Consider the following 14,235-nt stretch of genomic DNA (forward strand, 5'->3'; position numbering starts at 1 on the left):
CTTTAATAAGTTCAATGATTTCTTCTAAAGATACATCCTCAGCTTCTTTAATAAATCCTTTAATGATTCTTCCTAAGATTTCAGGATGTCCTAATATTCTTTTACAGAGTTTATCGATCATGATAATATGGTCATTTGATGTGATTTCTAATACTTTTTCCATTTAGTTTTTCCTCCTATTATTATATAGACAATTTTTTGATCTTTTTCTTTTTATTTTTTAAAAAAAGGTAAAAAAAATTACGAAACGAACACGTTTCGTAATCAATCTTGTTTCAATTTTTTCATCATTTGAGGAATTTGGTCAATTACTTTTGAAGCAACAACCGTATAATTTTCTTTATAGACTTCATCACCACATAAACCATGTAAATACGTTCCTAAAATAGCCGCATCTTTTGGCAAATAACCTTGTCCTAAAAAGCTACTAATAATTCCAGCAAGTGTATCCCCCATACCTGCAGATGACATTCCTTTATTTCCTGACATAATACGATATGTTTCATTTCCATCACTAATAAGAGTATGTGGACCTTTTAAAACTAAGGTAACATGATATTTTTTTGCAAATGCATTCGCTTGATCTACCATTTCACTTGTTTGCTTAAAATCCACAAATCTTTTAAATTCTCCATGATGTGGTGTTAAAATCCAAGAGGAATGATGATTTTCTAATAACTCTGGATGTTTTGCAAGAATGGTCAAGGCATCACCATCAATCACAACTGGAACTTGTGTATGACTTAAAAGTTCACAGACAAAACGTTCACTATCTTCATTTAAACCAAGTCCACTTCCTATAAGAATTGCTTCTTTCCCTTGTAATAAATGTTCATCAAAATAATGTCTTTGACATGATGTTGCCTCTGGACAAAATAAACTTAAAGAATCAATTACTTTTTCATTAGACCAAACCGTAACCAATCCACTTCCAGCATAAACAGCTGCTTTAGCTGCTAAAAGTGCAGCTCCTCGATAATGATAGCACCCTGTTACATGCATAATTCTTCCATAAGTTCCTTTGTGTCCATCATATAAACGTTCTTTTATATGATATTTAGCCCATTTAAAATCAATTGGTTGTGAAAATAGCATTTCTTCATGAAAAGATTTAGCATCTAATAATTCTAAAATCACTTTCCCTGTATACATTTCACTTTCTGGATTTAAAAAAGCAAGCTTATAAGCTGTTAACGTTATTGTTTGATACGCACAAATACAGCTATTATAAGGTTTTCCTGTATCAGGATTTAAACCTGTAGGAATATCTATCGCAATAACATCTACCTCTATATTATTTATAAGATCAACAACATATTTAACAATTCCTCTTAAATCACTATTAAGTCCAAAGCCAAATAATGCATCAACTACCACATCAAAATGTGGAACACTTTTTTGAAATTCTTCAAGTGTTTCTTCACTTACAAATAAACACTCTATCGATAAAGATTGTGCTTGGTCAAGATAATATCTATTTGCTTGACTGAGTTTTTCTTCTTTTCCAGTTAAGCAAAGTAATACCTCTTTACCTTCTTGGTGTAATTTAATTCCTAATGAAATCCCATCAGCACCATTATTCCCTGGCCCACAAACAATCATAATACATTGATACTTATCAAAATGTTTCAATAAACAATCACTGGCTTTATCTACTAATTGCTCAATTGAATAGCCATAATCCAACAATGCTTGATCATATCTTTTTAATTGACTACTTGTTGCAATATACAAAAAAATCACCCTCTTTAGATATATTATATCGTTTTTAAAGGCAAAAAAAAAGGTTTCAAATCGAAACCTTTATTGATATCTAAGTCCACATGTAAATTTACCTACACCAGAAGAAACTTTAACAACATCTCCTGTATGTGGTGCATGAACATATTGTCCATTTCCAATATAAATTCCTACATGTCCTGAACGCCATAAAATATCTCCAACTTCAAGTTCAGATAAACTTACTACTTTTTTAGCAGCAGCTTTTTGTTCTGATGAAGTTCTTGGAATATAAATACCATTTTGTCTATATACCCATTGTGTAAATCCTGAACAATCGAATGAATTAGGACCAGTTGATCCCCATACATATGGACATCCTGTTTTAGAAAGACCTGTATTAACAATTCTTTCTCCAGAGAATGTTACTTCCACTTGTAATTGTACTTCTGATTTATTACCTGCTGAATCCACACCTGTATATGTGACTGTCTTTACTCCTGTTGTAGAAGTATCAATTGTATTGAATGAAATCTTATCTTTCATATCACCATCTAAGTTATCTACGGCAGATGCAATATATGATTTTAAATCAACATTGCTTCCTTTATCAACAGATACTTTATTTGTTGATAAAACGATATTTGGTCCAGTAATATCTTTAACAGTAGCATTCAATGTTACTTTTGATGAATTGCCAGCGCCATCAGTAGCAATAATTGTCATTTCTTTTTGTTGATTTAATTGTTTAGTATCAATTGTTTCTTCTACTTTAGGTTCAATATTTGTATCTAAGTTATCACTAATTGATACATAGTCTTGCCATTTAAATTCACTACCATAATCTACTGTAATATCACTTCCTGATTTTAAAGTAATTTCTGGAGCTTGCATATCAGCAATAAAGAACTTAAACGCTTCTTCAGTTGTATTACCACTATTATCACTTACTGAAACATTAATTGTTTGTGTTCCTTGTTTTGAAGTATCTAATTGTTTATCACTTTCGATAAATGGTGTCACATCTCCATCTACATTATCCACTGCTTTAATATATGAAGATAAATCTTGACTACCATAAACTGGTACTTCAATATAATATCCATCATTTGCACCTAACATTTTTAATTTTGGTGCTTCTTCGTCAACAACATCTACTTGAATTGTTTTAACATCAGTATTATTAAACTGATCTGTTGCACGCACTTCAACTTGATATGTTCCTAATTGTTTAACATCTAAGGAATCATCATCAGCTTCTACTAACAGCTCACTTCTACTATCATGATTATCAACAACATCAATTGCATCCGTATCAAACTTTTCACCGTAAGGAATTTGAATATGACTTGATACAATCTCAGGCTTTTCATGATCCACACCAGCATAACCTACTAACATAAATGCAGCTACCCCAGCGATTGGAATAAACATTGCTTTTCTATTTTTAATTTTCTCATCAAACAATGTTTTGAGCTTGGTCTGTATGTCTGTTTTCATAATGTTCTACTTTTGAATTTTTTTAACCGTCTATTATCATAACACATTTTATTTAAAAATGCAAATTTGTAGAATTTATCAATCTTTTTTCAATTTTATTATACCCAAACAATCAATAATTAGTTTCATTCATTATTAAAAATATATTCTTTTAAAGTACAAAAAAAGCCGTGATTTTTCCACGACTTTTTAATATTAAGGTCTAATTGCACATGTAAAGCTACTTACACCAGATGAAACTTTTACAACATCTCCAGTTTGTGGAGCATGAATGTATTGGTTACCACCAATATAAATTGCTACATGTCCTGGTCTCCATAAGATATCCCCAGGTTGTGCACTCGAAATACTGATTACAGTACCAGATGATTTCATCGCACTTGATGAATGTGGTAAAGATTTACCAGCTTTAGCATAACACCATTTTACTAGACCAGAGCAGTCAAATGTATTTGGTCCTTCAGCACCCCATACGTAAGGGCACCCAAGTCTTGAATAGGCAGCACCTACAACTGATGTTCCGTAATAATTTGGTCTAGAAGTAGTACCAATAGCTACAGAACCTTTCTTAGAAGAAGTACGTACCGCATTAACTTTTACAGTTAATGACGCACTACCTTGATTTCCAGCAGAATCACTTACTGTATAAGTAGCTGTATAAGAACCAGCTTTTGAAGTACTTACAGAAGGAATTGATACTTTTCCTTTTACATCTCCATCTTTATTATCAGTTGAACTTGATAAGTAGTTAGATAAATCTAAACTTGCTCCTACGTTTACAGAAACTTCTGATTTTGATAAAGAAATTTTTGGCGCTTCTGTATCTTTTACAGCAACATTCAATTGAGCAGAAGATTCATTACCAGATGAATCAGTTGCTTTAATTGTTAAAGTTTGTACACCATCTTCTTTATGGTTATCAATGCTTCCTTCTACTTGAGGTTGAACGACACCATCAAAGTTATCTGTAACATCTACATAATCAGATAAGTTAAAATCTGACCCATAATTTAATGTAACATCTGCACCATTTTTCAATGTAACCACTGGTGCAGCATCATCAGTCACAGCAAAATCAATTGTTTTTTCTGTTTCATTTCCTGAAACATCTGTGGCTTTTAATGTAATTGTTTGTGTCCCTAATTTAGAAGTATCTAAAGTTTTATCTGCTTCAATAAATGGAGTTACATCACCATCTACATTATCAGTTGCTTTTACATAACTTGATAAATCACTACTTCCATTAACAGGAACTTCAACTACATAACCTTCATTTGAACCTAAAGTTTCAAATTTTGGACCTTCTTGATCCACTACTTTTACTGTAACTTCTTTTGTTGTTTCATTATTAAATGAATCAGTAGATGTTACAGTAACCTTATAATCTCCTAATTGTTCAACATTTAATGATGCAAGATCGGCACTTACTTGAATGTCTTCTCTGCTATCACGATTGTCAGTTACATCTACAGTATCAACATCAAATTTTTCTCCATAAGGAACCTCAATTTGATCAGATGTGATTTCTGGTGCTTTTGTATCAGCAGCAGCGTATCCTACTAACATAAATGTTGCAACACCTGTAATAGGTATAAACATCGCTTTTCTATTGACAATTTTTTCTTGGAAAAACTGAGTTAACTTCTCTTTGACTTTGTTTTCATCTACATATTGACTAACTCTTTCCTTAATATTTCTCTCCATTCGTCTCCTCCTTTCAACAAACACAAATGTATTATAACGTAAAATCAACTAAAAATCCACCCTTTGCCCTGTCTATACAAGTAGTAAATCCCTTGAATGTCAACCATAGTAAAGGATTTAGAAGATTCAATTTTTTTTAATTTTTTTTGAAAAAATCCTTAATTTTACGTAATCCTAAATAATATTTATGATTACTCTATGCTTTTCAAAGACTCAACCATGTCTATTTTTTTAAGAACTCTTCGCATATAAAGATTAATTAAGAATGTAAATGCCATTGTTAAAATAATAGCAATCATATAGCATCTGATATTAACTGTTCTAATAAACATCGCCATATCTACTTCAACCGTTCTAATCAAATAAGTATGAATAATCTTACCAAGACCAAGTCCAACAATCGAACCAATAAATGCTAAAATAATGTTTTCTCTAAAGACATAATCATAGACTTCTTTTGGATAGAAACCTAAAACCTTAATCGTTGCAATTTCACTTTTTCTTTCTTGAATATTAATATTTGTTAGATTATATAAAACAATAAACGCAAGTGCACCTGCACAAACAATTAAAATAAAGACAACACTATCTAAACTTTCCATTTGACTATAGAATCCTTCTGAAATACCACTGACATATTGAATAGAAGTAATATTTTCATGATGATCACAATAATTTGTAAGTTTCTTTTCACTTGCTTTTTTATTTAATTTAAAATATTGGCTATTATAATGAACTTCATCTTTGGTTAAGTTTTCATAGTATTTTGGAGACATATAAATATAATGTCTAAAATAAAGCTTATAAATACCTGCAATTTTTACTTTATAATCTTTATTATCTAATGATAATGTAAGTTGATCACCAACTTTTAAATCTAATATTTCAGCAAGTTTTGCATTGATGTAAACACCATCATCTTTAAGATTTAAAGTCTTGCCTGTTTGATAATCACTCATATGAATATATTGATCAAAATCTTTTGTTTCACTTGGAATTTCAACTGTTACCATTTGTTGATCAATCGTGATCGTTTTATTGTAAATACCCATTGTCGATTTCACTTGAGATTGCCCTTTAAAATCATCTTGTGCTTGTTTTTTTGTCGTTGCTGTTAAATCATCTTTATAATTTACAACACCATCATAAATCCACATATTGCCATATTGTTCGCTTGCTAGTGGAGAAACAGAATACTTGATTCCAAAACCAATAACGATCAATGCTGTACAACCTGCTATTCCAATAACAGACATAAAAAATCTCTTTTTATATCTAAAGATATTTCTCATTGTTACCTTTTGATTAAATGATAATCTCTTCCAAATAAAAGTAATTCTTTCAAGTAATATCCTTTTCCCTAGCTTAGGCGCTTTCGGTCTTAAAATTTGCGCTGGAACAGCTTGTAATTCTTTATAACAGACCATAAAAGTGACAAATAAAATAATCACGACTGAAATAATATATGTTTGTATACATGTTGCTAGTTCAAAAATAATACGTGTTGGTGCTCCTATATCAAACATCATAATACGATATAAATAGTAAATAATACTTGGGAAGAAATATGTTCCAAAAACAATTCCAATACTACTAGCAAAGAATGTTGCTAGAAAAGCATAGATCAAATATTGCATAATCACATCTTTTTTCTTATAGCCCAACGCTCTTAATGTTCCATTTTGTACTCTTAGTTCTTCAACCATTCTTGTCATTGTTGTCATTGAAACAAGAGCTGCTACTAAGAAAAAGAGCACTGGGAACAGAATTGATAAAGCTGATATTGAATCACAGTTACCACTATAACTTAAGATTGCTGCGCTTTCATTTTTAGTTAAGGTAATGATTTTTCCTTTTTGTAAATCAGCTACTTGTTGTTTAGCTTCATTTAAATCACTTTGTGCTTGATCTAATTTTACTTTAGCTTCTTCTAATTGTGGTAAGTTACTATCTAAAGTATTTTTAGCTTCGTCTAATTGTTTTTTAGAATCAGCAAGTTTGATTCCTGTTTGATCTAAAAGAGCTTTAGAAGCCTTTATTTTTTGATTTGAGGCATCTAATTGTTGTTTACTTTGTACAAGTTGAGCATTTGTTTGATCTAAAACCGTTTTATTTTGATCTAGTTCTTGTTTAATAACAGGTAATTGTGTTTTTAAAGTAGTGATTTGTGATTCATTTTGTTTTAATTGATCATAGCTTACAATCAAAGTTTGTACTTGTTGATAATAAGGTGAATCGCTTGGAATATTTTTAGCTTGTTCATAACCGCCAAATTGACTTAACGCAGCTTCAACAGTTTGGATAGATGTATCATATTGATCAACTTTTTCTACATAATCTAAATAAGTCTGGTAACCTGCTTGGTATTGTTTAAGTCCTTCTTGGTATTTTTGATACCCTGTTTGATATTGACTTAAACCAACTTGATATTGTTTTAAACCACTTTGGTATTCTTTTAAACCTTGTTGATATTGAAGATATCCTTGATCATATTGTTTTTTACCATCAAGATATTGATTCATACCATTTTGATAAGCATCCATTCCCTCTTGATATTGTTTTAGACCATCTTGATACTCTTTTTCACCATCAGCTATTTTATTCAAAGCATCTTCTTTTGTTTGATTGTAAAAATCAAGATTATAATCTTTTAAAATTGCTTTGATTTTTTTATTGATTGGTTTTACATACTCATCATAATCATCATCAAATTCATATAAATGATTTTCATTTTTTAAATGAATACGCAAATCATTATAAAAAGTCTTTTGATCATGTAAATCAAACAATTCATTAGGAACAGCCATATGTTCATTTCCTTGATTTAAAACAAGAATAAACCCACTATTATTCCCATCACCTAAACTGTTTGTACCTCTTTCTAAATTACTTACATAGCGACTATCATTAATGATTCCTACAATTTTATATTCTTTTTTACCATAATCATTTTCTAAAGTAATTTGATTATTTAATTTCAAAGATGATTTTTTTATATACTGATAATCCATCAAACATTCATTATCTTTTTGAGGGTATCTTCCCTTTAATAATTCAGGTAGGTCTACCCCCTTTGAAAAATCATCATCACTATAAACTGTCATCCCGATATTTGCTTTTTCATCATATGACATTAAAGCATCAAAGCGAAAACCATAATCAACAGCTTCTACTCCTTTTACTTTTTCAACTTTTTGAATAATAGATTCATCAAAACCATATGTTGCAATATAGTTCAAATCATTCCATTTATATGTTTGTAAATAATTGTGCATTGATTCTTTCATAATCAAAGGACTTTGTCGAAGTCCTGCAAAAAATGAAGCTCCTAAAAAAACAATACAAAAAATAGATAAAAATCGTGCTTTTGTTTTTTTAATAATTCTTATTTGATTTTTAACATAAGCATTTCTTTTCATTATTACCACTCAATTTCTTGAATAGGTTGAGGATGTTCATTTAAAAACATTTGATCAACCTTCCCATTTTTTAAATGAATCACACGATCTGCCATTGGAGCTAAAGCACTATTATGAGTAATCACAATAACTGTCATTTTATACTTATCACACATTTCTCTAAGCAAAGCTAAAATAGCTTTCCCTGTTAAATAATCTAAAGCTCCCGTTGGTTCATCACATAAAAGTAATTTAGGATTTTTCGCAATCGCTCTAGCAATTGCTACACGTTGTTGTTCTCCACCTGATAATTGCGCAGGAAAGTTATTCATACGATTTTCTAGCTCTACCCTTTTTAAAACCATTTTTTCATCTAAAGGATCTTTAGATATTTGTGAAGCAAGTTCAACATTTTCTAAAGCTGTTAAGTTTTGCACAAGATTATAAAATTGAAACACAAAACCAATATCATCTCTTCGATATTGTGTTAATTTCTTTTCATCATATAAAGCCACATCTTGACCATCAACCATAATAGATCCACTTGTTGCTTGATCCATTCCTCCAAGAAGATTTAAAATCGTTGTTTTTCCGGCCCCACTAGGACCTACAATAACTACAAATTCTCCTTTATTAACTTCAAAATTCACACCATTACTTGCATGAATTTCAATATCTCCTACTTTATATGTCTTTTTGACATCTTTAAACTGAATAAAAGAATCCATAAAATACCTCTCTTTCTTATTTTATGATAAAATAATTATAGCATATTTAACGGAGGTACATTTATGAAAATTATGATTTTATCCGATAGCCATTCAATGACTAAACAAACTCTTTTAAACTTCATCAACCAACACCCAGCTGATTATTACATTCACTGTGGTGATATTTATATGCCTTATTCTCCTTTAGAAATAGATAATTTCTATAATGTAAGAGGAAATAATGATTTTGCGGATATTCCCAAAGATTTAACCCTTACAATCGACGGTTTAAATTTTTTTATTTGTCATGGTCATCTTTTTCATATAGATGAATCTATGTATGATTTAGAACAATATGCATTAAATCATAAAATAGATGTTGTTTGTTTTGGTCACAGTCATAATCCTACTTGTTATAAAAAAGAAAATACTCTTTTTATTAATCCAGGAAGTGTAACTTTTCCTAGAGGAAATTATCCTCATCCTACTTATTGTATTTTTGATACGGAAAATCACGAAGTTCAATTCTATGATTTAAAAGAAAATCAGCCATGTAATCCTTTTGAAGTAAAGAAAAAAGAATCCTTTTTTAAAAGATTCTTTAAATAATTATTTTTCCATAATGATAGATGTTGGTAAAATACTCTTATAAAGTTTGATACTTAATAAATAGCTTATTAATAATGGAACAATTTGAATTAATAAAATAATTAAAAACAAATAGAACGTAATTTTAGCTTTAATAAGTAAATTACATAAGATAATGATTTGATAGGATAGCGGCAGTAAAAGAATAACTCCATAGAAACAAATCATTTCTTTTTTTATGATCTTTTTTAATTGTTCAATAGAAAATCCTAAACAGCAAAGATTTTCAAAGTTTCCTTTTCTTTTATAAAGTTCCATTCCTATTTTAAAGACAATCGTTAAAGCCATTAAAATCATCACGGAAACATAAGACATTAAAGCAACCATTGAAACAAGTGGCTGTTTTAATGTATAGACTGTAATACATGTAAGTAAAACAGAAGATAATAAAGAAATAAGTAAAAGGCTAAAAATCTTTTGTAGATCACTATGAAAGAAACCATAAGCAATCAAATCTACAGAATTTTCTAATGATTGATTCTTTTGCCTTTTTCGAATATATTCTGGTAATACTTTTTTAATAAGCCCTGATATTCCTATTAAACCAAATAAAGCTATAAACATATAAGAAGTTGAATCTTTCACAAATAAGAATAAAACCATTGGCACAAAATAAAGAATAATAAAAACTTTACTCGTAATTTGTGGACCTTTTAAACCACTTAAATCTATTTTATTTTTATCATGAATCATAGAATTAATCGTACTTCTAACACAATACCCCAAATTCAACATAGAACACCACATAACTTCAAAAGCAAGAATCATAAATGTTGCTGGAAAAGTTTGGCTTGATAAATAGAAAAGCTGTCCATTATATTTAAATGTCATCATAAACAAAGAATTGATCGTTGGAATGAGTAAATAACCTAAAACAAGACCTAAAGGAATCGCACAAAGCATAATCGTAAAGACTTGTAAGAATAAGTAGAAGCCTAATTGATAAATACTTGCTCCTGACATCAAAATAATCGAAATTTCTTTTCCTTTATTAGAAACATAAAAGTTATTTGCGAGAAAAACACAAAGCATAGCAATGACAATCACAAAGACTGCAATCGGTGTCACAAAGGTTGTATCATCTTTTCCTAAATGAATACCTGAATAAGGATTAAATGTAAGATTAAAAAAAGAGAATATAAAAATAGTTGTAAGTAAGAATGTCAAAAAGTAGAAAATACTTTTTGACATATCTTTTTTTAATGAAATCAAAGATAACTTAAAAATACCCATTATTCAAACAACTCTTGTGATTCACTTGAATTAATATCAACTATTTTATAAAAATATTCTTTTTGAGATAAACCTTCTCTTTCAATTGTACGATCAATAATGCCATCTTTAATATAAAGAAGTTTTGATGAATAAGATGCAATCTTACTATCATGTGTAACCATTAAAATAGAAACCCCTTCTTTTTCATTTAATTCTTTAAAAAGCGATAAAATCTCATGAGAATTTTTACTATCTAGATTTCCTGTTGGTTCATCAGCAACAATCAATTTAGGATTAGTAACTAAAGCACGACAAATAGCTACTCTTTGTCTTTGACCACCAGAACATTCATTAGGAAATTTATCTAATGTTTGTTCAACATTTAATTTTTTAGCAACTTCCTGAACTCTTTGCGTAATTTCTTTTTTATTGACATTTGCAAGAGTTAGAGGAACAGCAATATTTTCAAAAATCGTTAAACTATCTAATAAATTAAATTCTTGGAAAATAAAACCTAAATTTTCATATCTAAATTTACCAATTTCTCCTTCAGACATCACACGTACTTCTTTTCCATTAATAAAGACTTTTCCTTTTGTAGGAATATCAATAGTTGAAAGATTATTAATAAAAGTTGATTTTCCCGCTCCAGAAGGACCCATAATACATACGAATTCCCCTTCATACATCGTAAGTGAAACTTCATGTAAAGCTTCAAATAACGTTTTTGTCCCTATTCCATATATCTTAGTAATTTTATCAGCAACAAGTATTTCTTTTCTTTCCATTTTATTTTCCTCCTTTAATTGGTTTAACAACTGCATTTATATATTGAACATAAGTAATAAATCCTGAAACAATAATTGGAATAATATAAGATAAAATATAAATATAGGCAAATTGTAATGACATATCTCCATAATAAATAAACCGACCTGAAATAAACATAATATAAACAAGCGGTATAAGTATTAAAACAAAGTAATAACTGATAACTTCTTGTCTTACTATTTTTCTAAGTTCTTTTCTGGTATATCCAATCTTCCATAAATTCACAAATAAAGTTTTTCTCGTTAATGCTTCCATTGATAGCTTATAAATGATTGAAACGACTAATAAAACAACCACTACAATATAACCAATAACGCCTGTAGTAAATTCTCGTGGAGAATTTTGGTTTGCTGCAAGTACTGCTAACATTCCAGTTACAGCAACGGTCATTAATGAAAACAATAACAAAGATCTTTGAATCGAATAATTTAAGTTAGAAATAGAAATTAAAACATATCTTTTAGTAAGAAAAATACCTCTTTTAAGATTTCTTACAAAATCAGGTAAAACATAGCGAATCACTCCTATTGCTCCACCTAAGCCAACAATCGTTGGAGCAATATAAGCTGTTGGTTCATGGGGATTCATAAACATCATCACAATCCCAAAAACATATATTCCAAAAAATAAAACAGCTTTACTTTTCTTTGTATTTCTTTTTACTTTCATTTCTTTTTCTTGCGAAAGTAACGTTTGAATATCATTTTTATGTAAAAATCCTGCTGTTAAAACACAAATCATTGATAAAACAATCGCTACAAGAATAAATGAATAAAGATATGCTTCTTGAGGAATATAAGAAGGATCTTTATGTACACCTAACATTTGATACATATAGGCATTAGAAAAGGGAACAACACATCTTCCTATTAAAATACCTAGTGGTGTTGCTAGAAGCAACAAAGTGAATGTTTGATACAAGACATACATTGTTGAATTAATATAGCCAGAACCTGACATTGCCATAATAGCCAGTTCTGTCGTCTTTCTTGATAAAAAGAAATTATTTGCAAAGAAGACCATAAAACAACAAAAACAAATAATCAAAAACGATAACACAGATGAAAATGGCATTTGTACATCACTCCATGTCCCACCACTTCGAGCAATCGCTTGATCAGCTAAATCTGGATTATTAATAATATTGAAAAACACAAAACATACGGCAACCGCAAATATCAGAGTAATTCCATAAAATAAACTCTTTTTATAGTCTTTGACAAGCATTCTCATTGAAAATTTAAAAATTCCCATAACAACCTCCTATTTAAATAATTCTTTAATTTTATCTATTGAATGAATACAACTTTCTATTTCTTCTTCAGATAAAATCATTTTCATTTTATTCATGATATCTTGATAGATATCTTCTGTTTCCTGAATCAAATTTTTTCCTTTATCCGTAATAACAATACGTGTATGACGTTTATCAAAATGACTATTTCCCATTAAAAGCCAACCTTTATCTTCTAAACGAAAAACAATTCCCACAACTGTCGAATGAGGCAATTGAAAATTTTGACAAATCGTTTTTTGATAAACCGATTCATTTGTTTGAGCTACAAAACGAATAATATTTAATTCATTGAATTTAAGCCCATAAGGTTTTAGCTTCTTATTGGCATACTTATTCATCTGTGTCGTCAACAAATCTAACACCACCAGTGCTTGATATTCTTGGCCCATACATATCCCCCTTTTTCAATTATAATAGCGCTTACATACAAGCACAATAAAAATATGTCGAATTCGACATTTTTTTTAAAACTCGGTTAAGATCCATATTTTTTTACATGTTATCCCTTGAATTTTAATTTTTTCATAAAATAAAAGACATTCTAGAATAAGTTCTAAAATGTCTTTAAAGTATTTCATCAGTTCCCCCTAAATAATAAGTCACAACTGTAATTAATTCTTTAGCTATATCTTTTACATATTTATCAGAGGTTTCTTTATTGACTTGAACAATAAAGAAAATATCTTTGCTTTCATTTGTGACTTTTGTTTTATCTACTTGTCTTATTTCACTATAACAAATAATATCATTGGCATCATCTATATAACTATAAATACCTGCCTTGACCTCTTTAGCCTCTTCACTCCCTAAAGAAATATAGTTTTCATTTCCTTGAGTTAGTCTTAAAGTAATATTTCCCTCTATTTTATCTAAATCATGGCTCCTAAAGCTAATTTAGTATCCATAGAAATTAAATTATAGAGATCAACTAAGGGGTTGATTTTATGAAATTCTTGTTTCTTTAATAGATTTTTTAAAAGACGTTTAACATGAACATCTATATAATCATTTAAAGAGGAAGAATACACTGTATTATCAATATCATGTATTCTTACACCTTTAATTTTAACTCTTAAATCAAGTACTTCTGGTTGTACTTTAAATTCAAATTTTCGATTCATCCCCTATTTTCCTTTTAAAAAAGGAAAAATAATTTCCCTAATCTTGAATTAAAGGTGTTGATAAATAACGATCTCCACCATCTGGTAATAAG

12 protein-coding genes are annotated in these 14,235 nt (G+C 29.3%); 1 reads left to right on the forward strand and 11 read right to left on the reverse strand.

All coding sequences use genetic code 11. The features are described 5' to 3' along the window. Positions 1–264 precede the first annotated feature (264 nt). The 5 genes from HUU89_RS13455 to HUU89_RS13475 all read right to left on the reverse strand — a co-directional run bounded on the left by HUU89_RS13455 (position 265) and on the right by HUU89_RS13475 (position 9,049). Positions 265–1,734: an NAD(P)H-hydrate dehydratase gene (locus tag HUU89_RS13455; RefSeq protein ID WP_175302029.1), complete on the reverse strand. Its 1,470-nt coding sequence runs from the start codon at positions 1,732–1,734 to the stop codon at positions 265–267. Positions 1,735–1,803: 69 nt separating this feature from the next. Continuing rightward, positions 1,804–3,219: a C40 family peptidase gene (locus HUU89_RS13460; RefSeq protein ID WP_032089884.1), complete on the reverse strand. Its 1,416-nt coding sequence runs from the start codon at positions 3,217–3,219 to the stop codon at positions 1,804–1,806. A 195-nt stretch (positions 3,220–3,414) separates the two neighbouring features. Next, positions 3,415–4,923, reverse strand: coding sequence for a C40 family peptidase (locus HUU89_RS13465; protein ID WP_254697787.1), 1,509 nt, complete (start codon positions 4,921–4,923; stop codon positions 3,415–3,417). Between the two features lie 191 nt (positions 4,924–5,114). After that, entirely contained in the window at positions 5,115–8,342 is a 3,228-nt protein-coding gene (locus tag HUU89_RS13470; RefSeq protein ID WP_175302030.1) for an ABC transporter permease, read from the reverse strand. A 2-nt stretch (positions 8,343–8,344) separates the two neighbouring features. After that, the gene (locus HUU89_RS13475) at positions 8,345–9,049 is read right to left on the reverse strand and encodes an ABC transporter ATP-binding protein (RefSeq protein ID WP_119363925.1); all 705 of its coding nucleotides are present in this window, start codon (positions 9,047–9,049) and stop codon (positions 8,345–8,347) included. A 63-nt stretch (positions 9,050–9,112) separates the two neighbouring features. Here HUU89_RS13475 and HUU89_RS13480 point away from each other — a divergent pair, with 63 nt between their 5' ends. Further along, positions 9,113–9,640: a metallophosphoesterase family protein gene (locus HUU89_RS13480; RefSeq protein WP_147580891.1), complete on the forward strand. Its 528-nt coding sequence runs from the start codon at positions 9,113–9,115 to the stop codon at positions 9,638–9,640. Here the strand turns inward: HUU89_RS13480 and HUU89_RS13485 are convergent, their stop codons facing one another. The 6 genes from HUU89_RS13485 to HUU89_RS13510 form a co-directional block, all read right to left on the reverse strand. After that, positions 9,641–10,870 (reverse strand): FtsX-like permease family protein, encoded by a 1,230-nt coding sequence (locus tag HUU89_RS13485; RefSeq protein ID WP_254697788.1) that lies wholly within the window; start codon positions 10,868–10,870, stop codon positions 9,641–9,643. Positions 10,871–10,911: 41 nt separating this feature from the next. Continuing rightward, entirely contained in the window at positions 10,912–11,682 is a 771-nt protein-coding gene (locus tag HUU89_RS13490) for an ABC transporter ATP-binding protein (protein WP_032089879.1), read from the reverse strand. Between the two features lies 1 nt (position 11,683). Further along, positions 11,684–12,979, reverse strand: coding sequence for an ABC transporter permease (locus HUU89_RS13495; RefSeq protein ID WP_175302031.1), 1,296 nt, complete (start codon positions 12,977–12,979; stop codon positions 11,684–11,686). Between the two features lie 9 nt (positions 12,980–12,988). Further along, entirely contained in the window at positions 12,989–13,411 is a 423-nt protein-coding gene (locus HUU89_RS13500; protein ID WP_175302032.1) for a MarR family winged helix-turn-helix transcriptional regulator, read from the reverse strand. Between the two features lie 175 nt (positions 13,412–13,586). After that, positions 13,587–13,916 carry a phenylalanine--tRNA ligase beta subunit-related protein gene (locus HUU89_RS15475; protein WP_175302035.1) on the reverse strand — a complete coding sequence of 110 codons (330 nt, stop codon included), beginning with the start codon at positions 13,914–13,916 and terminating at the stop codon, positions 13,587–13,589. After that, complete coding sequence (locus HUU89_RS13510; RefSeq protein ID WP_175302033.1) at positions 13,892–14,143, reverse strand: hypothetical protein; 252 nt, start codon at positions 14,141–14,143, stop codon at positions 13,892–13,894. The genes HUU89_RS15475 and HUU89_RS13510 overlap by 25 nt, the downstream gene beginning before the upstream one ends. Positions 14,144–14,235: the final 92 nt, after the last annotated feature.

Origin of the sequence: Faecalibacillus sp. H12 (genome assembly GCF_013361255.1) — a bacterium.
Taxonomy (GTDB): Bacteria; Bacillota_I; Bacilli_A; order Erysipelotrichales; family Coprobacillaceae; genus Faecalibacillus; species Faecalibacillus intestinalis.